The organism is Roseateles sp. GW821-FHT09G03, assembly GCF_059416045.1.
The window spans coordinates 566228-591173 of sequence record NZ_JBWKOK010000001.1 but is presented as its reverse complement, the minus strand read 5'-3'; the positions used below and the strand labels follow the sequence as shown (position 1 = coordinate 591173).

The window sequence follows — 24946 nt, the reverse complement described above, 5'->3', positions numbered from 1 at the left end:
AAGAATATGCAGCAGTTCGACTTTGATCTCTTCGTGATCGGCGCGGGTTCCGGCGGCGCGCGCGCGGCCCGGGTCGCCGCCAAACACGGCGCCCGCGTGGGCATCGCCGAGGGCGCCAATTTCGGCGGCACCTGCGTCAACCGTGGCTGCGTCCCCAAGAAGCTGATGGTCTACGCGAGCCGTTTCCCCGATGCGTTCAGGGCCGGCAAGTCCTTCGGATGGAACGCGCCGGAAGCCAGCTTCGACTGGCACGCGTTGATGAACAACAAGGACACCGAAGTAGGCCGCCTGGAGAGCGTCTACGAGCGCAACCTCCAGGGGGTCGGCGTGCAGACCTTCGCCGAACACGCCACGCTGCTGGATGCCCACTCTCTGCGGCTGCGCAGCAGCGGGAAGGTCGTGACGGCCCAGCGCATCCTCATTGCCACTGGCTCCGCTCCTCAACGCCCCAGCTTCCCCGGCGTTGAACTGGCGATCACCTCCGACGAGCTCTTCCATCTGAACGAGCAGCCGAAGCGCCTCCTGATAGTCGGGGGCGGCTACATCGCCGTCGAATTCGCCAGCGTCTTTGCCGGCCTGGGCAGCCAGGTGACCCAGCTCGTGCGGGGACCCGCACTGCTTCGGGGATTCGACGACGAGATCGCCGAGACGCTGCGCGAGCACCTGTCCCTGCGCGGGGTCGACCTGGTCTTCGATGACCGAATCGAACTGCTGCAACGGGCAGGCGGCGCCTTGCGGGTCGCCACGACCGGCGGCCGCTCCTTCGAGGTGGACGCCGTGCTGCTCAGCACCGGCCGCCGCCCGAACATCGAGGGGCTGGGGCTCGAGGCTGCAGGCGTCGAGGTCAACGACAAGGGCGCCATCGTTGTCGGCCCCGGTGGCAGGACGACCGTCGCCTCCATCTTCGCCATCGGCGACGTCACCGATCGCCTGAACCTGACGCCGGTGGCCATCCGCGAAGGCCAGGCGTTTGCCGACCGCCACTACGGCGGCATCGAAGGGCCGGAGATCGACTACGCGCTGGTCCCGACCGCCGTCTTCACAACGCCCGAGATCGGCGTCGTGGGCCTGACCGAGGCGCAGGCGCGGGAACGCCATCCCGGCCTGCGCGTGCTGAAGACCCGGTTCCGTTCGATGGCGCAGGCCTTCGCCGGCGCCCGGGATCAGGTCTTCTTCAAGGTGCTCGTCGATGACGCGACGGACCGCGTGGTCGGCGTGCACCTGCTCGGCGACGGGGTCGCGGAGATGATCCAGTTCATCGCGGTCGCCTTGAAGGCGAACGCGACCTGGCAGGATTTCCGCAGCACGGTCGCCCTGCATCCGACCATTGCTGAAGAACTCGTCACGCTCAAGTGAGGACGGCGGGGCCGATCGTCCCGCTCCGCTCCCCTTGCCGCTCGCCGATCGGGAAGACCCTGCACGGGTCCCTTCCGCTTGTCCTTCCGCTTGTCCTACAAGCACTCGCACCTCTCTCCGGCAGAGGCAAGTCCCGACCCCCGGCACCATTCACGGCAACTCTTCAGAGCACTGCCATGACCACCAACCCGCCGATCTCCGCCGCCGACATCCTCCTCGCCCACCTCGCTTCCGCGCGCCCCGCCCTGCGCGTGGAGGACGTCGAGCTGCACAGCTCGGCGCGCCGCCTGAGCAATGCCGCGCTGGATGCGCTGGTCGAGCTCGCCGCGCTGACCGAGCCGACGGACGAGGCGGCCGCCGAGGCGGGCTACCGCCAGGCCATCGCCAACGATCCCTGCCACACCGAGGCCTTCGCGCAGCTGACCTCGCTGCTCAGCCGCCAGGGCCGGCATGACGATGCGCTCGAGCTGATCGACCAGGCCGTCGGCTGGTGCAGCGACATCGCGTCGCTGTACTTCTTCGCCGGCAAGGTGCAGGAGAGCGCCGGTCGCGTGACGCTGGCCATCGCCGCGTACGAGCAGGCGCTCGACCTGAATCCGGCCCTGGCCGAAGCGCACTACCGCCTGGGCTCGCTGTGCGAGCAGCTCGGCGAGCCGCGCGCCTCCGCCGCCCATTTCCGCGTCTATCGCCGCCTCGTGGACGAGAACCAGTCCAATCAGCGCCTGAGCTGATCGGCCCTGACGTGACGCCGTTGTGAAACGTCGTCACCTCGTGGGAAGCGCGACACAGCGCCCCTCCTGACCTCCCCCGAACGGGTATGCGGGACACCGCAGTCCGCACCGTCGGCGTGAGGGTCGCGTTATCCCTGCCCCGCGCTATCGCACCCGGCGCGATCATCCGCCCGTCAACGAGGACTGCCGCGAGCCTGACGCTCGCCGCGCCGCGTGTGTGCGCCCGGATCGAGACCTGAGCCGTTAGACGCCCGACCGAGCCCCCACGTTCCTCGTGCCATCGCACTGGAGGGGTTCCGTGAACACCATCGCCATCCTGATGTCGGCGTTCGTGCTGTCCGTCGTCGCGCTGATGATCTTCATCTGGACGCAGCGCCGCGGCATCCTGGACGGCGACCCGAAAGCCGCAGAAGTCATCTTCGCCGCCGGCGAGGTCGGCACCGTCGAGGACCCTGCGTCCTCCGGCCGACGCGTGCAGGCGCTGCAGGGCACGAGCCCGCCGCAGGGCGTGCCCGACCCCCGCGAGCTGGCCGAGCGCGCCCGCGCCGACGCCTCCTCCGGCCCGCTCGTGTTCTTCTTCCTGTGCTGCGCCTTCATCTGGCTGCTGGTCGCCTCCGCGGCCGGGCTCACCGCCTCCATCAAGCTCCACGAACCCGACTGGCTCGTGCAATGGCCGTGGCTCACCTTCGGCCGCATCCGCACCATCCACCTCAACGCCGTCGCCTACGGCTAGGCGCCGATGGCGGGCCTGGGCATCGCGCTGTTCGTCATCCCGCGGCTGCTCAAGACGGAGCTGGTCGGCGCGCGTTACGCCTTCCTCGGCGCCGCACTCTGGAACGCCGCGCTGATCGCCGGCCTGGGCGCCATCGCCGCCGGCTTCAGCGACGGCCTCGAATGGCTGGAGATCCCCTGGCAGATCGACATCCTCTTCGTCCTCGGCGGCTCGCTGGTGGGCGTGCCGCTGGTGCTGACGCTGCTCAACCGCAAGGTCCACCACCTCTACGTCTCCGTCTGGTACATGGGCTGCGCGCTGTTCTGGTTCCCGGTGCTGTTCTTCGTCGCCAACGTCCCCGGCCTGCACAAGGGCGTGCAGCAGGCCGCGATGAACTGGTGGTTCGGGCACAACGTGCTGGGCCTCTTCTACACGCCGCTGGCGCTCGCCTCGATCTACTACTTCCTCCCGAAGATCGTGGGCCGGCCGGTGCAGAGCTACAACCTCTCGCTGCTGGGCTTCTGGGGCCTGGCCTTCTTCTACGGCCAGGTCGGCGGCCACCACCTGATCGGCGGCCCGGTGCCGGGCTGGCTCATCACGCTGTCCATCGTCCAGTCCTTCATGATGGTGATCCCGGTGCTGGCCTTCAGCGTCAACATGCACGGGACCTTGAAGGGACGGCTCGCCGCGATCAAGCATTCGCCGACGCTGCGCTTCATCGCCTTCGGCGGGCTGATGTACTTCGCCAGCTCGGTGCAGGGCTCCTTCGAGGCGCTGCGCAGCGTCAACGCCGTCGCCCACTTCACCCACTACACCGTCGGCCACGCGCACCTCGGGCTCTACGGCTTCGTCAGCATGGTGTTCTTCGGCGCCATCTACTTCGTCGTCCCGCGCGTGACGATGCGCGAATGGCCCTCCCCCTGGCTGATCGGCGCGCACTTCTGGCTCGCCGCCATCGGCATCACCGTCTACTTCCTCAGCACCAGCATCGGCGGCTGGGAACAGGGCAAGGCGATGCTCGACGCATCGCGGCCCTTCATGGACTCGGTGACGCTGACGATCCCCTACCTGAAGCTGCGCAGCATCGGCGGCGGGCTGATGGCGCTGGGGCACATCGTCTTCGCCGTGCACTTCGCGCTGCTGCTCGCCGGCAAGTCGGCCGGCCAGGATCAACCGACGCTCTTGCGCGCCATCTGAGCCGGAGCCGCCCATGTACAACGAAACCAAACTGCTCGCCGGGGGGATGGTGATGCTCGGCGTCGCGACCAGCGCCCTCGTCGTCGTGCCCTACCTGACGGTGCGCGACCTGCCGCCGCCGGCGGAGCTCAAGCCCTACACCTCGACCGAGCTGCGCGGACGCCAGCAATACATCGCCAACGGCTGCGTGTACTGCCACTCCCAGCAGCCGCGCGCGAAGGCCTTCGCGCCGGACACGGCGCGAGGCTGGGGCCGGCCCAGCGTCGCGGCGGACTACGCCTACGACACGCCGCATCTGCTCGGCACGATGCGCACCGGGCCGGACCTCTTCAACATCGGCGCGCGCCAGCCCAGCGACCAATGGCACCTGGGCCACCTGTTCCAGCCGCGCGCGTATGTGCAGGGCAGCATCATGCCGTCCTACCCCTACCTGTTCGAGCTCAAGGCCAAGGCCGATCCCGGCGACGTGGAGGTGGTCCTGCCGCCGGGCTACTCGCACGGCAAGACCGTCGTGGCGACGAAGGAGGCGCTGGATCTGGTCGCCTACCTCAAGAGCCTGAACCACACCTATGCCATCGTCGAGCTGCCGCCCGAGACGCCTGCGACGGCGGCCTCGGGCGCGGCGCGCTGAAACGGGAGGACCCATGGCCGACCTCGACGTCTCCGCGCAGCAGAAGCGCGAACTCCCCGATCCCACCGAGCAGGTCACGCCGGTGCCCTGGTTCGTCATCGCGGTCACGATGGCGCTGATGGCGCTGGGCGTGGTCTACATCTCCCAGGCCGACATCAACACGCCCGCCGCCTGGGGCGATGGCCGCGAGGTGTCGGAACTGGCCGGTCCGGCGAAGAGCGCCGCCGGCGCGAAAGTCGATGGCGCGGCGCTGTTCGCCTCGCTGTGCGTGGCCTGCCATCAGGCGACGGGACTGGGGCTGCCGGGCGTCTTTCCGCCGCTCGCGGGCTCGGAGTGGGTGGCCGGCAAGGACACCACCGCGGCTGCCATCCTGCTGCACGGCGTGACCGGGCCCGTGCAGGTGAAAGGGACGACCTACAACGGCGCGATGCCGGCCTTCAAGGACCAGCTGAACGACGCGCAGATCGCGGCGGTGCTGTCGCACATCCGATCGCAATGGGGGAACACGGGCGCCGCGGTCACGGCGGAGACCGTGGCCAAGGTCCGCGAGGAGACGAAGGACCGCACCGCGCCGTTCACGGGCGGCAAGGACCTGCCGGCGCATGAGTGATGTGCGACGTGGCCGCATGACGAGCGCCGATCGACGAGCCTTCGCATGAACGACGCCACCGCCTTGCGATCGCCATCGGGAAGCGTGATGCCGACCCTGGCGGTCTGCGCGGTGGTCCTGGCGATCGTCGCGGGGCTGCTCGGCCACCTGACGCGGGGATTCGAGCTCTGGACCTTTGAGGACCTCCGGCGCGATCAGGTGCGCCGCGGCGAGTTGCGCGCCGTGCCGACATTTCTGGTGAATGCGGACGGTGCATCGCTGAGGGCCTTTGGAATCACGGCACCGGGCGGCTCGATACCGGGCGGCTCGACACCGCGCCCCGCCGTCTACGTCGTCGACTTCATCTACACGAATTGCACCTCGGTCTGCCAGACGCTGGGTGCCGAGTTCTATCGAATGCAGGAGGCACTCCGTCGCGAAGGCCGGGGCGATGTCCGCTTGCTCTCGGTCAGCATCGATCCGCTGCGCGACACCGTGCCCGCGATGCACCGGTATGCCGCGCTGCATCGTGCCGACGGCGATCGATGGACCATCGCCGCACCGACGAGCGTCGCGGCACTGCGCGAGCTCACCGAGCCACTGGGTGTCATCGCCATTCCGGACGGACTCGGCGGGTACGTGCACAACGGCGCCATCCACGTGATCGACAGCGCCGGCGTGGTACTCGGCATCCACGACTACGACCAGTGGGAAACCGCACTGCGGCAGGCGAGAGGCCGCTGGCCCTCACCCCTCCCTCTCCCGCAAGCGGGAGAGGGCGAACGAGGGGCGCGGCTCACCGGCCGCGCCGTCGACACCAGCAGCGCCGGTGGCGCCGGTGGCGTCGGTGGCGCGATGGCTGCAGGCAGTGCCGGAGACTCGCGATGAAGTGGGTCCTCCTCGCGTCGCCGCTGATCTGGCTGATCAGTCCGCTCCGTCACGCGGTCGAGGCCAGCATGTTCACGCACATGGTCGTGCAGTTGCCGTTGCTGGTCCTCGCCGGCATCTTGGCTGGCCGTGAGCTTTCCGGACCGATGACCAGGCGCATCGCGGCGGTCGACGCCTTCGGACTGACCTCGGTGTTGATGGTGATCGCGACGTCGTTCGCATGGATGATTCCTGCCGCGCTCGACCTCGCGCTGCTGTCGCCGGCCATGGACCTGCTGAAGCATGTCTCGCTCTGGGTCTCCGGTTTTCTGCTCGGCTCGGCGAGGCGGCGGATCACGCTGGGCATCGAGACCTTCCTGCTGGGCAACCTCGGCTGGATGCTGGCCACCGCCGGACTGCTCTACATGGACGCGACGAGCCGGCTCTGCGTCAACTACCTGTTCGACGAGCAACAGGCCGCGGGCGTCGGCTTGATGTCGCTGGCCGTCGTCCTGGCACTACGACTCATGGTGCGATGGCATGGGGCGTCCGATGCCGTGGCCCCGTCGCCGCCGGGTCGGTCGACGGGCCGGTATCTGCCGGCCTCGCCCTCGTCCTTCGACGACGATCACTCGCGGTCGTAGACGAACACGAGCTCGTTGCGCGGTTCCTTGACGATGAGGTGGCGGCCGTCGCGGCAGTAGCGATGCTGTCCATCGATGCCCTTCAGGCTCAGCATCAGGCAGTCGCCGTCCTTCGCATGGATCAGCAGCTCCCGGCGATCGACGTCCGTCACGCCCGGCCTCGAGATCGTGACGGAGGTCCTGTCGATCTTCAGGCGCGTGACGCCCATGCGGCTCCGGATGTCCTCCACGACGTCGGCCGACAAGCCCAGGGACCCGGCGTTGGCCGTCGTCTTGCTGATGTTGACCTTCCACCTGCCCTCGATGGGCATGGTCTGACGCGCGCAGGCGCTCAGGACGGCCACGACGAGGAATGCTGCGGCCAAGGATGCAAGGCGGTTCATGGCGATCTCTCCCTGGAGTCCCTCTGGGGGACTTCAGGGCGCGATCTTGCGCTCTTTCCTCGCCGCGTTCCAGTTGCCGTCGCCACCTGCGGCGGCGCCCATCACTCGATGGTGATGTAGTAAAGCCGCATGTAGGCCGGATCTCCGGCCGCGTCGCCGCAGTAGCCCGAAACGCGGACCATGCGGCCGGAGGCCTTGGCGGTCAACGCAATCGCCAGCGCCGACTTGGCGCCGCTCCACGATTCCGGCACGTAGGCAAAGCGCGCATTGGGGCAGCCGGTCGCCTGCCACCCGCCTTCGGCCACGATGTAGTAGGCCCCGCCTGCCGTCTCCGGGGTCATCTGGAAGTTGATCTCCTTGATCGCACGCGGGCCACTCGCCGTGTCGTAGCCCGCGGCTTGTGCGCCGATGGCCGCCAGTAAAGCGGCCAGTCCGATCAGGATGTTCCTGTGTGTGCGTTTCATGATTTCCCTCCCTCTGTGGTTGATGAAACGCCGGCATTCTCGCGGCTGGGCATCCCACGCGCGTAACGACTCGGCGCTTGTCCCACCTGCCGGCTGAACGCCGTGCTGAACGTGCTCGTCGAGCCGTAGCCGACGCGCTCCGCCACCTCCGAGACGGCCAGCTTGCCCGCCCGCAGCAGCTCTTTGGCGATCTCCATCCGCCAGGCCAGCAGGTACTCAATGGGCGCGACACCGACCGTGCGCGTGAAGCGCTCGTAGAAGGCGGATCGCGACAGCGCCGCCAGCTTCGCGAGCTGCGCCACCGTCCATGCTCGCTCGACCCGAGCGTGCATCTGCTGCAGCGCCTTGGCGAGCCGCTCGTCCGCGAGCCCGCGCAGCATGCCCGCAGGCGCGTCAGACGTGGAACTCGCGCGCATCGCCTCGATCAGCATGGCCTCGACCAGGCGCGACAGCATGAACTCGCCGCCAGGCTTCGGCGCCATCGCTTCCTCGCTGACCAGTTGCACGAGCAGCGCCAGCCGCTCCGAGCCTCGCACGTGCACCACGCGCGGCAGCAGCGCCACCAGCAGACCAGGATCGGCGCAATCGAACTCGAACGCGCCGCCCAGTGAGCGCATGTCCGCCGCGCCGCGGCGCTCGCCGTAGCGCAGCTCGCCGCGCGTCTTCGCCGCCTCGCGCGGATCCATCGGCATCACCGGCACCGCGTCGACGCTGGACAGCGTGAAGGCCGGCGTCGTCGGCAGCAGGACGAAATCCCCGGCCTGAAGCGTCACCGGCTCGTGGCCGTCGACCGCCAACCGGCTGTGCCCTTCCAGCACGATGCAGAAGCTCGGCTGGCCGTATTCGCTGTAGCGCACCGCCCAGCCGCCCTTGCCGCTGATCACGTTGGCCATGACCGCGCGCGGACGCAGCAGGCGGACGACATCGGAAAGCGGATCGCTCATGTCCGGACGATGGCAAAAGAAAAACGGACGATACACCGTCGACCGTCCGGCGACGGTTCCCTATCGTTGCTCCCTGTGTCCACCCACCCACGGAGATTCCCGATGAAGACCGTCCTGATCACCGGCTGCTCGTCCGGCTACGGCCTCGCCACCGCCCGCCACTTCCACGCTCAGGGCTGGAAGGTCGTCGCCACGATGCGCACGCCACGCGAGCTCGACATCCCGCAATCCTCGCGCTTCCAGGTCGTCGCGCTGGACGTCACCCGGCCGGAGAGCATCGCCCGCGCGCTCGAGGACATCGGCCCCATCGACGTGCTCGTGAACAACGCCGGCATCGGCCTGTTCGGCGCCTTCGAGGCCACGCCGATGGCCACCGTGCGCGAGGTCTTCGAGACCAACACCTTCGGCACGATGGCGATGTGCCAGGCCGTCATTCCGCGTCTGCGCGCGCAGCGCTCGGGCACCATCATCAACGTGACATCGAGCGCGACGCTCGCGCCCTTCCCGCTCGTGGCCGCGTACACGGCCAGCAAGACGGCGATCGAAGGCTTCAGCGCATCGCTCGCCCTCGAGTTGCGCGACTTCGACGTGCGCGTGCGGCTCGTCGAACCCGGCTACGGTCCGGGCACGAACTTCTCGGCCAACTCCGGCGATCGCATCCAAGGCCTGATCACCGAGCCCTATGCGGCCTACGCGCAAGGCGTCTTCGCGGAGTTCATGGGCGCCACGCTCACGACGACGCCGGAGGACGTCGCGCAGGCCGTCTGGCTGGCCGCCAACGACACGACCGACCGCCTGCATCGCGCGGCCGGTCCGGATGCGGTGGCGCTCGCCGAGCGCCGCTGAGCGCCGCTGCGAACCGACGATCGGGCCTCAGTACTTCGCCGGCACGAACATCGACTCCGGCACCGGATGGCGCTGGTAGTCCTCATGCCGCTCGCGATCCGGCAGACGGATTTCCTGACGCTCGACCTCGTGGTACGGGAACTGGTCCAGCAGATGCTGGATGCAATTCAGCCGCGCGCGCTTCTTGTCGTCGGCGGCGACCACCCACCACGGCGCTTCCGGGATGTGCGTGCGCTCGAGCATCACTTCCTTGGCGCGGGTGTAGTCCTCCCAGCGGCGGCGCGACTCCAGGTCCATCGGCGACAGCTTCCACTGCTTGAGCGGATCGTGGATGCGGCCCAGGAAGCGCAGATGCTGTTCCTCGTCGCTGATGGAGAACCAGTACTTGATCAGCGTGATGCCGGAGCGCACCAGAATGCGCTCGAACTCGGGGACCGAGCGGAAGAACTCCTCGACGTCGTCCTCGCCGCAGAAGCCCATCACCCGCTCGACGCCGGCGCGGTTGTACCAGCTGCGGTCGAAGAGCACGATCTCGCCCGCGGCCGGCAGATGCGGCACGTAGCGCTGGAAGTACCACTGCGTGCGCTCGCGGTCGTTGGGCGCGGGCAGCGCCACCACGCGGCACACCCGCGGGTTGAGCCGCTGCGTGATGCGCTTGATCGCCCCGCCCTTGCCCGCGGCGTCGCGGCCTTCGAAGAGGATCACGACCTTCTGCCGCGAATGCTGCACCCAGTCCTGCAGCTTCACCAGCTCGCGCTGCAGGCGGAACAGGTGCTTGAAGTAGGCGATGCGCTCGCCGTGCGAGCTGTCGGAATCGCTCTCGTCCAGCGCGCGCAGCGCTTCGTCGACGTGGCGGTCCTCGATCTCCAGCTCCAGCTCCTCGTCGTAGCCGTCCTGCAGGTCGCGGCGGATGCGTTCGACGAGGTCGTCGCGGTCGGAAGCTGAGCTCATGGTCGGCGGGGACGGAATGGTGGAAGTCTCGATCATCCTCCCTCGCGGTGACGGCGGCGTGACGAAGACGTCGTCGCCGGTCCTTCGGCTCATCCGGAAGGAGGAGACCCGCCTCGTCGCCGCGACGGAGCCGGCCCCCATCGCCAGTGCTGAAGACACTGCGCGGCCGGCGCCGGACAGTGGGTCTTCCACAGGAGGATCCCGTCCATGGCCTACCAGCTCAAGATCAACGGCAAGCAACGGAGCGTCGACGTCGACGGCGACACCCCGCTGCTCTGGGTGCTGCGCGACGTCGTCGGCCTGACCGGCACCAAGTTCGGGTGCGGCATGGCGATGTGCGGCGCCTGCACGGTGCACCTCGACGGCAATCCGGTCCGGTCCTGCTCCTTCCCCGTCGAGGGCGTCGGCAAGCAGGCCATCACCACGATCGAGGCCATCGGCCAGACACCCGTGGGCAAGCGCATCCAGGCCGTCTGGGTCGACAAGGACGTGCCGCAGTGCGGCTACTGCCAGTCCGGCCAGATCATGTCCGCCTGCGCGCTGCTCAAGCAGAACCCGCGCCCCACCGAGGCCGACGTCGACGCCGCGATGTCCGGCAACCTGTGCCGCTGCGGCACCTACCCGCGCATCAAGGCCGCCATCCTGATGGCCGCCGCCGGCGCACCGGCCAAGGGGTGAGCCATGGAACGCCGTGACTTCCTCAAGATCGGCGCCGGCACGGGCGGCGCCTTCGTCGCCTCGTTCTGCCTGCCCCTCCCCGCCAGTGCCGCGAAGGCGGCCAAGGGCGCGACCTCGGCCGCCGCCGCGGGCGCCTCCTTCGAACCCAGCGTCTACATCCGCATCGCGCCCTCGGGCAAGGTCACCTACGTGATCCCCTTCGTCGAGATGGGCCAGGGCTCCTTCACCGCGATCCCGATGATGCTGGCCGAGGAGATGGACGTCCCGCTCTCGACCATCACCGTCGAGCAGGCCCCGGCGGACGAGAAGCGCTACGCCAACCCGATCTTCGGCATGCAGATCACGGGCGGGTCGGCGTCGATGATCGCGGCGTGGAAAGCCGTGCGCACCGCCGGCGCGACCTGCCGCGCGATGCTCGTCAACGCCGCCGCCGACACCTGGCAATGCACGGCGCAGGAATGCGTCACGCGGGACGGCAAGGTCGTGCAGACGGCCACCGGCAAGCAACTGTCGTACGGCGCGCTCGTGACCAGGGCCGCCGCGTTGCCGGTGCCCAAGGACGTGCCGCCCAAGGACCCGAAGGCCTACAAGCTCGTCGGCACGCCGGCCAGGCGGCTGGACATGAAGGGCAAGACCGACGGCAGCGCCCAGTTCGGCATCGACACGCGGCTGCCCGGCATGAAGGTCGCCGCGATCACGCATTGCCCCGTCGTCGGCGGCAAGGTGCGCCGCGTCGACGACAGCAAGGCGCTGGCCGTGCGCGGCGTGCGGCGCGTGCTGGTCGCGGACGACATCGTCGGCGTCGTCGCGGACCACTACGGCGCCGCGCGCAAGGGCCTGGCCGCGCTGGTGATCGACTGGGACGAAGGCCCCAACGCGGGCTTCTCGACGGCCGCCTGGAAGGCCTCGGTGCGCGACGCCCTCAAGCGCAAGGGCATCGTGTCCAAGCAGGAGGGCGACTTCGCCGCGGCCAAGGCCGCGCCGGGCGCCCGGCTCGTCGAGGTCGAGTACGACGCGCCGACCATGGTCCACGCGCCGCTGGAGCCCATGAACTGCACCCTGCACTTCCATGACGGCGCCTGCGACGTGTGGCTGGGCACGCAGGCGCCGGTGAAGACGCAGCAGGCGATCGCCGCCGTCAGCGGCGTGCCGGTCGAGAAGATCCAGGTCCACAACTTCCTGATCGGCGGCGGCTTCGGGCGCCGGCTCGATGCCGAGTACGTCGGCCAGGCCGCGAAGCTCGCGAAGCAGGTGGACTTCCCGCTCAAGGTGATCTACAGCCGCGAGGAGGACATCCGCCATGGCAGCTTCCGCCCGCTCTACTGCGACGAGATGGCCGCGACGCTGGACGGCGCCGGGAAGATCACGGCGTTCTCGCACCGCCTCTCCGGCTCGTCGATCGTGGCCCGCTACGCGCCGCAGTGGCTGCAGCCCGGCGTCGCCGATCCGGATGCCGTCGAAGCCGCGGAGACGCCTTACGCGATCCCCGCGAAGATCGTCGAGTACGTCGCGGTGGAGCCGCCGCCCGGCTACATGACCGCGTTCTGGCGCGGTGTCGGTCCCAACCACAACGCCTGGGCCGTCGAGGGTTTCATGGACGAGCTCGCCGTCACGGCCAAGGCCGATCCGGTGGCCTTCCGGCTCGCGCACCTGGGCGACAACCCGCGGCTCAAGGCGGTGCTGGAAACCGCCGCCGCCAAGTCCGGCTGGGGCACGCCGCTGCCGGCGCGCACCGGCCGCGGCGTGGCCGTGCTCAACGCCTGGGGCAGCCACATCGCGATGGTGATGGAACTGAGCGTGACGCCGGACGGCGCGGTGATGCTGCGACGCCTGACGACCGCGCTGGACTGCGGCATCGCCGTCAACCCGGACAGCGTCGTCGCGCAGATGGAGGGCGGCCACATCTTCGGCCTCACGGCCGTGATGCTGGGCAAGCTCACCATCGACAAGGGCCGCGTGGAGCAGAGCAACTTCCACGACTTCCCCCTGATGCGCATCGACCAGACGCCGCGGATCGAGGTGCACCTGATCCGCTCCGGCGCGGAGCCCGGCGGCGTCGGCGAGATCGGCACCGCGATCATCGCGCCCGCCTACATCAACGCGCTGTACGCCGCCACCGGCAAGCGCTTCCGCAGCTATCCCGTCGCCGCCGAGGAGCTGAAGGCATGAAGCACCCGACCTCCCCCTCCACCCGCCGTCCGTCCCCGGCGGCCACCCGGGCGACCTTGCGCGCCGCGCTGCTGACGCTCGCGGTGTCCGCCGGCCTGGCATCCACCGTGCAGGCGCAGGACACGCGCTCCGCCGCGCCCAAGGTCACGCCGCTGCGCACCGTGCAGAGCTTCGACGCGATCGCCGATCCGCAGGAGCGCTCGCGGGCGCTCTTCGTCGAGGCCGGCCGCGTCATCCAGAGCCCGCGCTGCGTGAACTGCCATCCCAGCGGCGACCGGCCGCTGCAGGGTCAGGGCGTGCAGACGCGGCTGCACATCCCCAACGTCACGCGCGGCGCCGACGGCAAGGGCGTGCCCGCGCTGCGCTGCTCGAGCTGCCACCAGGCGAAGAACAACGACGCCTCCGGCGTGCCGGGCCACGCGATGTGGCACGTCGCGCCGCGCGAGATGGCGTGGCAGAACCTGTCGCTCGGCGAGATCTGCGAGCAGATCAAGGATCCCGCGCGCAACGGCAAGCGCACGCTGGCGCAGATCCACGAGCACATGGCGCACGACACGCTGGTCGGCTGGGCGTGGATGCCCGGCGCGCAGCGCGAGCCCGCGCCGGGGACGCAGGCTCAGTTCGGGGAACTCGTCGACGCCTGGATCAAGACCGGCGCCTTCTGCCCGGCGAAGTGAACGGCGCGCGCGGTCTCCGCCAAGGCAGCCCGCGTCGGAGCGGCTGCCGGCGCGCAGACCTGCGGAGGCCGGGCGGTCAAGCCGCTGCGCGCGGCGATCGCGACGGCCTCGGTGCGCGCACCCGCGCCGACCTTGCTGAGGATGGCGCGCACATGCGTCTTGACGGTGGCGTCGGTGATGCCCAGACGCTGCGAGATGTCCTTGTTCGACGCGCCGGTGGACATCGCGACCAGTACGTCCATCTCCCGCTTGGTGAGCCGGTCCTGCGTCAGGCTGCGGGCGAGCTTGGGCGCCAGCTCGACGGACACGAACTGCACGCCGAGCATCACCGCGTCGACCGCCTCGACCAGCTGCTCGGGGCGACACCGCTGCAGCAGGTAGCCGTGCACGCCCGCCTCCATCGCGGCACGGACATCCCACTCCCGGTCCATCGCCGTCAGGACCAGGATGCGGGGACATCGGCCCGCCTGATGTCCGCCATGGTGCCGCGCCGCCTGCCGCGCGGTCAGCGCCAGCGCCAGCGCGCTGGTGTAGTCGGCGATGAGGACGTCGCAGCGTTCGGGCGACTCCCCCGACACGATCCGCACCGCATGCGACAGGTTGCAGATCGACGCCGCGAAGTCGGCGCGTTGGCCCAGCACCGCCGCGCATCCCGCGCAGGTCAGGGCTTCCTCGTGGACGATCTGGATGAAGGTCGGTCCAAGATGAGACATGGTCGCGCACCTCGTTGTGCTGGCCGGGGTGCCCCCCGGCGCTCGAGACTCCCGCGCCAATGTAATTCCGCGAGCAGCGGTACCGCAACCATCCTGAACACCGACGCAGGGGACACGCCATGAACGCAGAAGCCTCGCACCACTCGCTGGAGACCCGGCGCCACCAGATGTATCCGCGGCTGAGCGCCTGCGACATGGCGCGCATGCAGCGCTTCGGCACGCCGCTGACCTTCCAGCCCGGCCAGACGCTGCTCAGCGCGGGCAAGCCCGGGCCGGGGCTCTACCTGATCCTCGGCGGCACCGTGGACGTGTGCCATCGCGACGGCATGGGCAACACCACGCCGCTGATCCAGCACACGCGCGGCAACTTCTCGGGCGAGCTGGCGGCCATGAGCGGCAAGCCTTCGCTGGTCGACGCGATCGCGGTGGACACGGTCGAGACGCTGCTGCTCCCGCCCAGCCAGCTGCGCGCGTTGATCATCGCGGAGGCCGACCTCGGCGAGCGGCTGGTGCGGGCGATGATCCTGCGCCGCGTGGGACTGATCGAGTCAGGCGCGAGCGGGCCGGTGCTGATCGGCCGGCCCAACTCGGCCGCGCTGCTGCGGCTGCAGAGCTTCCTGCACAGCAACGGCGAGCCCTATCGCGTGGTCGACGTGGCGCAGGACGCGGCGGCGGCCGCGCTGATCGAGGAGTACGGCGCGGCGCCGGGCGACGTCGTCGCGGTGTGCCCCGACGGCGCCGTGCTGGTGAATCCGCCGGAGGCGACGCTGGCGCGCTGCATCGGCATGGTGGACGCGTCGCCGCGCGAGGAGCTGTTCGACGTCGCCATCGCCGGCGCCGGTCCGGCGGGCCTGGCGACGGCGGTGTACGCGGCCTCGGAGGGGCTGCGCGTGGTCGTGCTCGACCGACGCGCCTACGGCGGCCAGGCGGGCAACAGCGCGCGGATCGAGAACTACCTCGGCTTCCCGACCGGCATCTCCGGCGGTGCGCTGACCGGCCGCGCCTGCGTCCAGGCCGAAAAGTTCGGCGCCGAGCTGCTGATCCCCACCGAGGTGCAGTCGCTGGACTGCGCCCGCGAAGGGCCGGAGGGCGAGCTCCTCATCGCCCTGACCGACGGCCGCAAGCTGCGGGCCCGCACCGCGGTCATCGCCAGCGGCGCGCGCTACCGCCGGCTGGCGGTGCCGCGGCTGAGCGACTTCGAGGGCCGCGGTATCTGGTACTGGGCCTCGGCCCTGGAGGCGCCGCTGTGCGTGGGCAGCGAGGTGGTGCTCGTGGGCGGCGGCAACTCGGCGGGCCAGGCGGCGGTGTTCCTGTCCGAGCACGCCTCGCGCGTCCACGTGCTGGTGCGGGGGCCGGGTCTTGCCGACAGCATGTCGCGTTACCTGATCGACCGCATCGAGGCGACGTCCAACATCGAGCTGCGCCCCTACACGGAGATCACCGAGCTGCACGGCGATCCGCTGCGCGGCCTGGAGGCGGTGACCTGGCGCTGCGGCCGCAGCGGCACCGAGTCGCGCCAGGACACGCGCAACGTCTTCCTGTTCGTCGGGGCCGAGCCCGAGACGGACTGGCTGGCGGGCTGCCCGGTGATGTCCGACGCCAAGGGCTTCGTGCTGACCGGCGCGGACGTGAAGCGCGCGCTGAGGCGATCGCGAAGGGAGGCCGCTTCCGCGGCGGGGCCGGCCGCAGTGCCGGCGGCGGGTCCGGACTGGGATTCGGACTGGGATTCGGAGGCGGAGCCCGCGGCGCTGGAGTCCAGCGTCCCCGGTGTGTTCGCAGTCGGCGACGTGCGCTCGGGTTCAGTGAAACGTGTCGGCGGCGCGATCGGTGAAGGCGCGGCGGTGGTCGCCCAGATCCATCAATGTCTGGCGAGAATGCGGCCCCGGAGGTCCCCATGATCCTTGAAGTCGCCCTGCTCCCCGTCCGCGCCGGCCACGAGGCCGCGTTCGAAGCCGCGTTCCTGCAGGCGCAGGCCATCATCTCGTCCATGCCCGGCTACCTGGGGCACGAACTCCAGCGCTGCGTGGAGCGGACGAGCGAGTACCTCCTGCTCGTGCGCTGGCGCACGCTCGAGGACCACGAGATCGGCTTCCGCCAATCGCCGCAGTACCAGGACTGGCGGGCGCTGCTGCATCACTTCTACGATCCGGTCCCGACGGTGTCGCACTACGCGGTGGTGGCCGGCGCGGCGGGATGAGCGGAGCGGACCACGCCCGCCCGCGAAACCGCACATCAGCGCATCCGCTCGCAGTTGTTGCCGGACTTCACCGGCGCGAGCCTGCCGAGTCCGTAAACTCCCGTCGCTGCTTCGCCCTGCCGCCTCCGATCGTCCACTGAAGTCCCCATGCCCCACCTGACCCTCATCGCCGCCCTCGACCGCGCACGCGGCATCGGCCGCGACAACGAACTGCTGGTCCGCCTGCCCGAGGACATGGCGCGCTTCAAGGCGCTCACCATCGGTCACACCGTCTTGATGGGACGCAAGACCTGGGACTCGATCCCCGCGAAGTTCCGGCCGCTCGTGCAGCGGCGCAACCTCGTGCTGTCGCGGCAACCGGGGCTCGCGCTCGACGGCGCGGAGGTCTTCGCGACGCTCGACGAGGCCCTCGCCGCCTGCGAGGCGGACGAGGCCGTGTTCGTCATGGGCGGCGCCCAGGTCTACGAACTCACCCTGCCCCGCGCCGACGCGCTCGAACTCACCGAGATCGACGCCGCCTTCGACGCGGACGCACTCTTCCCCGCCGTCGATCCGCAGGCCTTCGCCGAAGTGCGCAGAGAACGCCACCACAGTCCCGCCGACCGCGGCCACGACTGGCACTACGACTTCGTCCGCTACGAGCGGCGCCGCTGAGCCTTCCGGCGCACCCGCCTGGCGCGGCGTCCATCCCAGTTTCCTCTCCATTCACCGAACCCCGACCCATGTCCGGCAACCATTTCCACGTCCACGGTCCGCACGACCACGAGCTCGAACACGCCGCGCAGCATGAGCCCCACGGGCTCGCCGGCCAGTTGGCGGTGATCACCGCCGTCCTGGCCACGCTGGGCGCGTGCTTCTCCTACATGGGCGGCGCCACGCAGGCCAATGCCGGCCTGTTCAAGAACAACGCCGCGATCACCAAGACCGAGGCCGCCAACCGCTGGAACTACTTCCAGGCCAAGAGCAGCAAGCAGAACCTGGCGGAGTTCGCGCTCGACCTGACCCCCAGCGAAGAGCAGAAGGCCAAGTACCGCGAGAAGATCGCCCGCTACGAGGCCGAGAAGAACGAGATCAAGGTCCAGGCCGAGAAGCTCGAGGCCGAGTCCGCCGCGTGGGACCACAAGAGCGACGAGCAGCTGCACCTCCACCACCGCTGGGCGCAGGCCACGACGGCGCTGCAGGTGGCCATCGCGCTCGCCGCGATCGCGCTGCTGACCAAGCGCCGCTGGATGGAGTTCGCGACGCTCGGCGCCGGCGCGATCGGCATCGGCCTGGGCATCGCGGCCTGGCTGCACGTCTGATCGCAGGTCGCACCTCCGGTCCGATCGTCCCTCCCTCCGTCGGGGGAGGACGCTCAAGTTCGGGGACGACCTGCCGATAGCGAAGTGATCACCGCCACGCCATCAGAGCACCGCGGGACAAGCCGCCAGGGAGGCGCTTCGCATGACCCTCATTGCTTCGACCGGCGCCGGCGTGCTCGACCGCATCGCCGCCAGCCGCACGGCCTCGACCTACCGGCCCGCCGGCGTGTCCGCGCAGGCGGCCAGCGCCGCCGCCAAGCTCGCGTCGTCCACCTCGTCCAGTTCATCATCCGCGCCCACGCGCGTGACACTCGACGCAGCGTCCGACAGCGACCTCGTGTACGCGAAGCCGAAGACGCCGGGGCTCGGCCCCCAGCGCTTCTGGGCGAACGCGCGCGATGACCGCCTCAGTGAACAGATGACCCGCAACAGCGGCAAGGACGCGGTCACGCTGTCCGACCGCTGGCGCGGGCTCGGCAGCGGATTGCTGAAGCAGCTGGCGGACACCGGCACCGCCTACAAGCAGACGCTCGCCGACTATGTGCCGCCTGCCGACGCCGCCGACGCGGTCGACGGCGCCAGCGGCAGTGAAGCCGCCGCCGCAGCGGCGGCGCTGCAGGAGCAGGCCATCGGCGGCGTCAGCACGAATGCCGCCGAGGTCAACCTCAAGATCCAGACGCGCTCCGGCCATACCGTCGAGCTCAAGATCGCCGTCAACAGCGGCGACCAGGGCGGCACGCGCGGCCTGCAGGTCGAGGTCAAGAGCTCCGGCGCGCTCAGCAGCGCGGAGCGCAAGGCGCTCGCCGACCTGGGCGACGGGCTCGACCAGGCGCTCGAAGGTCTCGGCGAAGGCGCGCCCACGCTCGACCTGTCCAAGCTGATGGCCTTCGACCGCGGCGGCGTGTTGTCCGGGCTGGACCTGAAGATCGAGAACCCGGACGCACCCGCCAACGTGCCCGGCGCGATGCAGGCGTTCTCCTTGCACCTGGGCGCGGACACGAAGTCGGTGACCCTGCGCACGACCAGCGGCGAGATGAACCTGGAGGTCGACGCCACGCCGCCCAAGGGCGCCGTCAACAACGGGCAGCGCTGGTCGGCGATCGACCAGTTGCTCAAGCAGATCGACGCGGCCGCCGACCGTGGCCACGCCGACGCCGCCATGACGAAGTCGTTCAAGGACGCCTTCCAGCAACTGCAGGCACCGCCGGTCGACGCCGACGCGTCCGGCGCGGCGACCGCCGACACGGCCGACAACGCGAAGCCCACGGCGATTGCCCTCGCCACGATGGCCGCGAAGGCCGCCGGCACGGACGACGTCGCCGCCGCCCAGCCGCCGATGAGCGACGGCCTGCGATCGCAGGTGCAGTCGCTGCAGAGCGGGCTGGCCGATTTCAAGGCGGACTTCAGCGCCGACTCGCAGCGCACCAGCCGCATCGGCAGCATCAAGGAAGCCGGCCACGCCGACTACAGGATCAGCCAGACCACCACCGAACGCCCCAACACGGCGACCGGCGGCCGCGCGATCACGCAGACGCAGACCGAGGAGATGGACGCGCACTACGAGAAGTCGCGCACCTTCACGCTCGACCGCGGCACGGGCAACTACGACGCCGCCACGGTCAAGGACAGCAAGACCGTCACGACGCTGATCGACACGGTGAAGGACTCGATCTCGCGCGCCATGCGCAAGACCGACGAGCACCAGCTCAAGACCTTCACGCAGGTCGAGAACTTCAAGGCGACCGCGCACAACGAGTGGCCGTCGCAGCGGAGCTTCATGGAACGTCTGCGCTGAGGCGGATCGCCCCGGCGTCAGTCGGGGCCCGGCCGGAATCCCGCGGCGTCCCAGGCCGCCTGCATCGCGCGGGCGCGCTGGCGCAGTTCCGAGGCGAAGATGCCCGGCACGTACAGCGACGAGCCCAGCCCCACGCCGTCGGCCCCGGCCTCGCGGAATCTGCCCAGGTTGTCCGGACCGATGCCGCCCACGCCGAACATCGGCGTGCCGGCCGGAAACACCGCCCGCCACGCCTTGATCGCCGACGGGCCCAGCGTGTCCGCCGGAAAGAGCTTGAGCGCGTCCGCGCCCGCTGCCAGCGCGGCGAAGCCCTCGGTGGGCGTCGCCACGCCCGGCATCGATCGCAGGCCCAGCACCTTGCTGCGGTGGATCACGTCCGGATTCACGTTGGGCGACAGCACCAGCCGTCCGCCGGCTTCCTGCACCCGGATCACGTCGTCGACATCGAGCACGGTGCCCGCGCCGATCTCCGCCTGTTGCCCGAAGCGCCGGGCCAGCAGGGCGATGCTCTCCAGCGGGCGGGGCGAATTCATCGGCACCTCGATGATCCGGATGCCCTGCTCCAGCAGGATCTCGCCCACCGCCAGCACGTCGTCGGGGCGCACGCCCCGCAGGATCGCGATCAGGCCGTTCATGCGTGTTCCTCCACCAGACCGGCCAGCACCGCGATGCGCCATTGGCCGCGCGCCGTGGCGTCGGCCGGCGCCGGCGCCGCCACCGTGCCGGCGCGCCGCAGCACCCGTTCATATCGCGCGCACAGGTCGGGCTCGCCCAGCAGCTTGACGCCGCCTTGCGGCCAGTACGCCAGCGTGCTGCCAACCTCCGCGCCGATCAACAGGCCCGAGAGGAAATCCGGCAGCCCTTCGGGCGGCACACGCCCCAGCAGGCCGGCCGTGCGGGCGGAAAACAGCACCAGGGACAGGCGGTCGTACTGCGCCAGCCCCACCGCCGCCCCTTCGTCGAAGCAGTCGAGCCGCTCCCCGTCGAAGCGCATCAGCTTGGCCAGCAGGCTGTACCGCGTGAGCAGCGCGTACAACTCGCCGGTCAGGCTGGTCTCGAAGCTGGTGACCCGCCCCCAACCGTCCAGCCTGGCCCACTTGCTGTGCGTGCCCGGCAGCACGCAGCACGCGGGATCGCCAGGCTCCAGGCCCCAGAGCTGCGTCTCCTCGCCCCGCATCACGTCGTCCTGCCCCGAGGGCGACTGGCACCGCAGCCCGGGCACGATGTGCAGCACCGCGCCGTCCGTCAACGTCACCTGGACCAGCGCGTCGGCGGCATCCCGGGCCGTCGCCGGGCACATCAGGTAAGGCGTCTCCACCCATCCCTCACGGGCGCCGATCATGCCGTTGGCGATCAGGGGCACCTCCGCGCCCCGGAGCCAATCGCCGCACAACGTCCGCAGGGCCGATTCGAACGCGCGATCCGGCAGGTTCGTCAGACCCTGCGCGCCGGAGCGGATCGCCACCACCTTCCCCTGCCGGTCGAACAGTCGCGCCCGCAGATTGGAAGAACCCCAGTCCAAGGTGATCAAGGCTGCCGAGTCCATCGCCTCTCCCGAGGTTTCATTGAATGGAACTATAGCCAGATTTCGCACGACCGAGCAACGAAATACCTACAATCAGCCCATTCAAAGTTCCATGGAACGGAAGATTGGCCATCCCAACTGACGATCGATCGGTGAACAGTGCCGCGGGGCTCGGGGTGTTGGAGAAGGCGATGGGCCTGCTCAACATCGTGTCCGACAGACGGGCACCGATGACGTTCACCGACCTGCTGCGCGCGTCCTCGCTGCCCAAGGCCACCTTGCACCGGATCCTGGGCACGCTGGTGCGCGAAGGCCTGCTGCGCCACGACCCCTACGACAGGAGCTTCCAGCTGGGATTCCGGCTGCTCGAACTGGCCCACGAGGTCTGGAGCGACTTCGACCTGCGGCTGGCCGCCCAGGACGCGCTGGTGCGGCTGCGCGACACGCTGGGGGAATCGGTGCAACTGTCCGTGCTCAACGGCCCGCAGGTCGTGGTGGTGGCCAGCGAGCAGGCGGGCCGCGACATCGCGCCGGTGTCCAGCGTCGGCGTGCGGCTGCCGGTGCACGCCACCGCGGCGGGCAAGGCCATCGCGGCCCATCTCGACGCGCAGCGGCTGCGCCACCTGATCGAGAGCCTGGACTTCCACGCGTTCACGCCGAACACGCTGCGCGACGCGGCCTGTCTCCAGGGCGACCTGGGGCTGGCGCGGGCGCGGGGTTATGCCGTGGACGACCGCGAATTCGACGAGGCCAGCGTCTCCGTCGCCGCTCCGATCTTCGATTACGAGGGCCGCCCGATCGGCGCCCTGTCCGTCACCGGGCCGGTGTCCCGGCTGGACGGCGCGCGCGTCCACGGCCTGAGCGCGGTGTTGATCGCCACCGCACGGGGCATCGCCCACACCGCCGTCGGCGACGTCACGACGACCGCGATGTCCGGCGGGCCCGCGACCGGCTCGCCGTCAGTGGAGGTGCGCTGCGTCGACGAGACGCGGGCGCTCCTCGGCGAAGGACCCATGTGGTCGCCGCGGGACAACGCGCTGTACTGGGTCGACATCCTCACGCCGTCGCTGCACACCCACCACGCGTCCGGCGGCGCCAATGCCGGGATCAAGCTGGGCACCATGACCAGCGTCGTCATCCCCAAGGCCACTGGCGGCCTGCTGGTGGCGACGCCGGGCGGACTGATGACCCTGGATCCGGACAGCAAGCGCCTGACCCTGCTGAGTCATCCCGAGGCCGACCGGCCCGGCAACCGCTACAACGACGGCAAGTGCGACCGCCGCGGCCGGCTCTGGGTCGCCTCGATGGACATGGCCAGCGCGGCCCATCGCGGCAGCCTCTTTCGCGTCGACGCGGACGGTTCCTGGAAGCGGATGGACACCGGCTTCACCGTGCCCAACGGCCTGGGGTGGAGCCCGGACGACCGCAAGATGTACTTCACCGACACGTACCGCAAGACCATCTACGAGTACGACTTCGACCTCATGTCCGGCACGATCGCCAATCGCCGCGAGCTCATCGTCTTCGATGCCGACGGCGGCCGGCCGGACGGCCTCACGGTGGACGACGCCGGCTGCCTGTGGGTGGCGATGTGGGACGCGTGGCAGATCGCGCGCTTCGCGCCGGACGGCCGCGAGATGCAGCGCATCCGCATGCCGGTGCCCCGCCCCACCAGCTGCTGCTTCGGCGGCGCCAGCCTGGAGACGCTGTATGTGACCAGCGCCTCCGTGCGCTTGAGCGAGGAGGCGCTGGCCGGGGCGCCCTTGTCGGGTTCGCTGTTCGCGCTGGAGATCCCCGGCGTGCGGGGACTGCCGGAAGCGACGTTCGCGGGCTGAGATCCGCGCTGTTCAGGGGGCCGGTCACACGACCCGGGTGACACGCCGCATCGGGATCTGCAGATTGGCCGGTCGGTTGTCTTCCGAATCGAAGCCGCGGCCGTCGATGTGACGGGCACCCCAGAACAGGAAGTCGCCGTCCAGGTGGATCAGGTCGTACTCCTTGAAGTGCTGTCCCTCGACGAGGCCGAACGGCGCGAAGCGCCGACCCAGCACGCTGCGCCCCTGCCCCACCACCCACGGTCCGCCCTCGATCGTCGCCACCTGGTTGAGCAGGTCCGCGAAACCCTGCGCCATCGGCGTGACCTCGTAGGCCTCGTCGGCGATGAAATCGGCCTTCTGCGCGCCGTCGAGCAACGAATGCGGCCCGGGCCAGCCGATGTGGCCGCGCAGGACGATGCGGGCGACTTCCACCCTGCCATGGGGGTCTGCCCAGTTGCGGATCGTCAGCTCGAAACGGTCGTCGCCGAGGGCGCTGAACGCGCGGCTCAGATAGAACGGCCGCAACGTGCCGTCCGGGTTCTTCGCGGCACTGGGTCGCACTTCGGGCGCGAGGCTGGTCCAATCGCCGAGAAGGGCGCGCTGGGTGTCTTGCAGGGTCATGGCGGAGGTCTCCGGCTCGTTGCGATGCAAAGTACTACAGTCGTCCATATTGAACGCCCAACGTCCGGCGGCACGACCTGGGATCGACCCTAGGCGGAGGGCCGACGCGCGACACCAAGGATCGGATCGATGGACAGCCTCGTCGGCATGCGGACCTTCGTCAGGGTCGCGGAGGTCGGAAGCTTCGCGGAGGCGGGACGGGTGCTGGGCATCTCCTCGTCCGCCGTGGGCAAGATGATCGGCAAGCTGGAGGACGAGCATCGCGTCCGGCTCTTCCACCGCAGCACCCGCAGCCTGACGCTGACGCCGGAAGGCGCGATGTTCCTCTCGCGCTGCCAGCGCATCCTGGCCGAGATCGCCGCCGCGGAGGCGGAGTTGTCCGACGCCGCCGGCACGCCGCGCGGGCGGCTTCGCATCAGCGTGCCGCAGGTCACCAGCCTGATGACGCCGCTGATCCACAGCTTCAGCGCCGCGTTTCCGGAGATCGCGCTGGACGTCGATCTCTCCAACCGCATGGTCGACATCGTCGAGGAAGGTTTCGACGTGGTGATCCGCACCGGCGACCTGTCGGATTCGCGGCTGGTGTCGCGCCAGCTGGGCGTCGTGCCGCGGGTCATCGTGGGTTCGCCGGCCTACTTCGACCGGCACGGCGAACCGCGGACGCCGCTGGCCCTGATGGAGCACCGCTGCCTGCTGCACCGATTCCCTGCCAGCGGTCGCATCGAGCGCTGGCGCCTGCGCATGCCGGAAGGCCGCGAGGACCTGCCGCTGGCGGAGCGGACCGTGCTCAACAGCGTCGAGTCCATCGCGCAGCTGGCGCGCCTCGGCGACGGTCTCGCCTATCTCCCGGACTTCCTGGTGCGCGATGCGCTGGCGAGCGGCGAACTGCGCCGCGTGCTCGACGACTTCCTCGACGATCCCGTGACCTTCTGGGCCGTGTGGCCGGCGTCCAGGCACGCAGCGCCGAAGGTGCGCGCCTTCGTCGAGCATGCGCGGCGCCATCTGCTGCCGTCGTCCTGAAGATTGCCAACCCGCCGCTCCGCGATGAACGGAGCCCGCGCCGCCTTCCAGGCGCGCCCTCCAGCCCCACGTCGTGCCTGTTCCCACTCCACAGGCCGGAAGGCCACGACGCCATGAC

The 24946-nt window shown here is 69.9% G+C and carries 25 protein-coding genes and 1 pseudogene; 18 read left to right on the top strand and 8 right to left on the bottom strand.

Annotated elements, in window-relative coordinates:
- Nucleotides 1–6 precede the first annotated feature (6 nt).
- The 7 genes and pseudogenes from gorA to AC07OZ_RS02640 all read left to right on the top strand — a co-directional run bounded on the left by gorA (nt 7) and on the right by AC07OZ_RS02640 (nt 6727).
- On the top strand, nt 7–1356 hold the full coding sequence (gorA, locus tag AC07OZ_RS02670; protein WP_495465612.1) for a glutathione-disulfide reductase: 1350 nt from the start codon (nt 7–9) through the stop codon (nt 1354–1356).
- Between the two features lie 176 nt (nt 1357–1532).
- Nucleotides 1533–2087: a tetratricopeptide repeat protein gene (locus AC07OZ_RS02665; RefSeq protein ID WP_495465611.1), complete on the top strand. Its 555-nt coding sequence runs from the start codon at nt 1533–1535 to the stop codon at nt 2085–2087.
- A gap of 298 nt (nt 2088–2385) precedes the next feature.
- A pseudogene (locus tag AC07OZ_RS02660) lies at nt 2386–3996 on the top strand (cbb3-type cytochrome c oxidase subunit I).
- 13 nt (nt 3997–4009) lie between these two features.
- On the top strand, nt 4010–4627 hold the full coding sequence (locus tag AC07OZ_RS02655) for a cbb3-type cytochrome c oxidase subunit II (RefSeq protein WP_495465610.1): 618 nt from the start codon (nt 4010–4012) through the stop codon (nt 4625–4627).
- A gap of 13 nt (nt 4628–4640) precedes the next feature.
- Nucleotides 4641–5237 carry a c-type cytochrome gene (locus tag AC07OZ_RS02650; protein WP_495465609.1) on the top strand — a complete coding sequence of 199 codons (597 nt, stop codon included), beginning with the start codon at nt 4641–4643 and terminating at the stop codon, nt 5235–5237.
- A 45-nt stretch (nt 5238–5282) separates the two neighbouring features.
- On the top strand, nt 5283–6104 hold the full coding sequence (locus AC07OZ_RS02645; protein WP_495465608.1) for an SCO family protein: 822 nt from the start codon (nt 5283–5285) through the stop codon (nt 6102–6104).
- Nucleotides 6101–6727, top strand: coding sequence for a hypothetical protein (locus tag AC07OZ_RS02640; RefSeq protein ID WP_495465607.1), 627 nt, complete (start codon nt 6101–6103; stop codon nt 6725–6727). Before AC07OZ_RS02645 ends, AC07OZ_RS02640 begins: the two co-directional genes overlap by 4 nt.
- Here AC07OZ_RS02640 and AC07OZ_RS02635 read toward each other — a convergent pair.
- From AC07OZ_RS02635 to AC07OZ_RS02625, 3 genes are all read right to left on the bottom strand, one after another.
- Entirely contained in the window at nt 6712–7110 is a 399-nt protein-coding gene (locus AC07OZ_RS02635; RefSeq protein ID WP_495465606.1) for a hypothetical protein, read from the bottom strand. The two genes, AC07OZ_RS02640 and AC07OZ_RS02635, sit on opposite strands and share 16 nt — an antisense overlap.
- 101 nt (nt 7111–7211) lie before the next feature.
- The gene (locus AC07OZ_RS02630; protein WP_495465605.1) at nt 7212–7574 is read right to left on the bottom strand and encodes a hypothetical protein; all 363 of its coding nucleotides are present in this window, start codon (nt 7572–7574) and stop codon (nt 7212–7214) included.
- A complete protein-coding gene (locus tag AC07OZ_RS02625; RefSeq protein WP_495465604.1) occupies nt 7571–8518 on the bottom strand; it encodes an AraC family transcriptional regulator in 948 nt (315 codons plus the stop codon). Before AC07OZ_RS02625 ends, AC07OZ_RS02630 begins: the two co-directional genes overlap by 4 nt.
- Nucleotides 8519–8620: 102 nt before the next feature.
- Between AC07OZ_RS02625 and AC07OZ_RS02620 the strand changes: the two genes are divergently transcribed.
- Complete coding sequence (locus AC07OZ_RS02620) at nt 8621–9364, top strand: SDR family oxidoreductase (RefSeq protein ID WP_495465603.1); 744 nt, start codon at nt 8621–8623, stop codon at nt 9362–9364.
- Between the two features lie 27 nt (nt 9365–9391).
- Here AC07OZ_RS02620 and ppk2 read toward each other — a convergent pair whose 3' ends face one another.
- A complete protein-coding gene (ppk2, locus tag AC07OZ_RS02615; RefSeq protein ID WP_495465602.1) occupies nt 9392–10315 on the bottom strand; it encodes a polyphosphate kinase 2 in 924 nt (307 codons plus the stop codon).
- 207 nt (nt 10316–10522) lie between these two features.
- Here ppk2 and AC07OZ_RS02610 point away from each other — a divergent pair, with 207 nt between their 5' ends.
- The 3 genes from AC07OZ_RS02610 to AC07OZ_RS02600 are packed head-to-tail and all read left to right on the top strand — an operon-like array spanning nt 10523 to nt 13839.
- Nucleotides 10523–10993: a (2Fe-2S)-binding protein gene (locus AC07OZ_RS02610; protein ID WP_495465601.1), complete on the top strand. Its 471-nt coding sequence runs from the start codon at nt 10523–10525 to the stop codon at nt 10991–10993.
- Nucleotides 10994–10996: 3 nt separating this feature from the next.
- Nucleotides 10997–13162 carry a xanthine dehydrogenase family protein molybdopterin-binding subunit gene (locus AC07OZ_RS02605; protein WP_495465600.1) on the top strand — a complete coding sequence of 722 codons (2166 nt, stop codon included), beginning with the start codon at nt 10997–10999 and terminating at the stop codon, nt 13160–13162.
- Nucleotides 13159–13839: an Isoquinoline 1-oxidoreductase subunit gene (locus AC07OZ_RS02600; protein WP_495465599.1), complete on the top strand. Its 681-nt coding sequence runs from the start codon at nt 13159–13161 to the stop codon at nt 13837–13839. Before AC07OZ_RS02605 ends, AC07OZ_RS02600 begins: the two co-directional genes overlap by 4 nt.
- Here the strand turns inward: AC07OZ_RS02600 and AC07OZ_RS02595 are convergent.
- The gene (locus AC07OZ_RS02595) at nt 13779–14552 is read right to left on the bottom strand and encodes a LuxR C-terminal-related transcriptional regulator (protein WP_495465598.1); all 774 of its coding nucleotides are present in this window, start codon (nt 14550–14552) and stop codon (nt 13779–13781) included. The genes AC07OZ_RS02600 and AC07OZ_RS02595 overlap by 61 nt on opposite strands.
- A gap of 119 nt (nt 14553–14671) precedes the next feature.
- Between AC07OZ_RS02595 and AC07OZ_RS02590 the strand changes: the two genes are divergently transcribed.
- The 5 genes from AC07OZ_RS02590 to AC07OZ_RS02570 all read left to right on the top strand — a co-directional run bounded on the left by AC07OZ_RS02590 (nt 14672) and on the right by AC07OZ_RS02570 (nt 19845).
- Complete coding sequence (locus tag AC07OZ_RS02590) at nt 14672–16450, top strand: FAD-dependent oxidoreductase (protein ID WP_495465597.1); 1779 nt, start codon at nt 14672–14674, stop codon at nt 16448–16450.
- Nucleotides 16447–16749 (top strand): antibiotic biosynthesis monooxygenase family protein, encoded by a 303-nt coding sequence (locus AC07OZ_RS02585; RefSeq protein ID WP_495465596.1) that lies wholly within the window; start codon nt 16447–16449, stop codon nt 16747–16749. The genes AC07OZ_RS02590 and AC07OZ_RS02585 overlap by 4 nt, the downstream gene beginning before the upstream one ends.
- A 147-nt stretch (nt 16750–16896) precedes the next feature.
- Entirely contained in the window at nt 16897–17403 is a 507-nt protein-coding gene (locus AC07OZ_RS02580; RefSeq protein WP_495465595.1) for a dihydrofolate reductase, read from the top strand.
- A 68-nt stretch (nt 17404–17471) separates the two neighbouring features.
- Entirely contained in the window at nt 17472–18050 is a 579-nt protein-coding gene (locus AC07OZ_RS02575) for a DUF4337 domain-containing protein (protein WP_495465594.1), read from the top strand.
- Between the two features lie 142 nt (nt 18051–18192).
- Entirely contained in the window at nt 18193–19845 is a 1653-nt protein-coding gene (locus AC07OZ_RS02570; protein ID WP_495465593.1) for a hypothetical protein, read from the top strand.
- 17 nt (nt 19846–19862) lie between these two features.
- Here the strand turns inward: AC07OZ_RS02570 and AC07OZ_RS02565 are convergent, their stop codons facing one another.
- Together AC07OZ_RS02565 and AC07OZ_RS02560 are read right to left on the bottom strand one after the other, a co-directional pair.
- On the bottom strand, nt 19863–20480 hold the full coding sequence (locus AC07OZ_RS02565) for a 2-dehydro-3-deoxy-6-phosphogalactonate aldolase (protein ID WP_495465592.1): 618 nt from the start codon (nt 20478–20480) through the stop codon (nt 19863–19865).
- A complete protein-coding gene (locus AC07OZ_RS02560; protein WP_495465591.1) occupies nt 20477–21391 on the bottom strand; it encodes a 2-dehydro-3-deoxygalactonokinase in 915 nt (304 codons plus the stop codon). Before AC07OZ_RS02560 ends, AC07OZ_RS02565 begins: the two co-directional genes overlap by 4 nt.
- Before the next feature lie 131 nt (nt 21392–21522).
- On the opposite strand from AC07OZ_RS02560, the gene AC07OZ_RS02555 reads away from it, so the two are divergent.
- Complete coding sequence (locus AC07OZ_RS02555; RefSeq protein WP_495465590.1) at nt 21523–23205, top strand: SMP-30/gluconolactonase/LRE family protein; 1683 nt, start codon at nt 21523–21525, stop codon at nt 23203–23205.
- 24 nt (nt 23206–23229) lie between these two features.
- Here the strand turns inward: AC07OZ_RS02555 and AC07OZ_RS02550 are convergent, their stop codons facing one another.
- Nucleotides 23230–23808, bottom strand: a complete 579-nt coding sequence (locus AC07OZ_RS02550) for a hypothetical protein (protein ID WP_495465589.1) — start codon at nt 23806–23808, stop codon at nt 23230–23232.
- Nucleotides 23809–23937: 129 nt separating this feature from the next.
- On the opposite strand from AC07OZ_RS02550, the gene AC07OZ_RS02545 reads away from it, so the two are divergent.
- Nucleotides 23938–24828 (top strand): LysR family transcriptional regulator, encoded by an 891-nt coding sequence (locus tag AC07OZ_RS02545; RefSeq protein ID WP_495465588.1) that lies wholly within the window; start codon nt 23938–23940, stop codon nt 24826–24828.
- Nucleotides 24829–24946 lie beyond the last annotated feature (118 nt).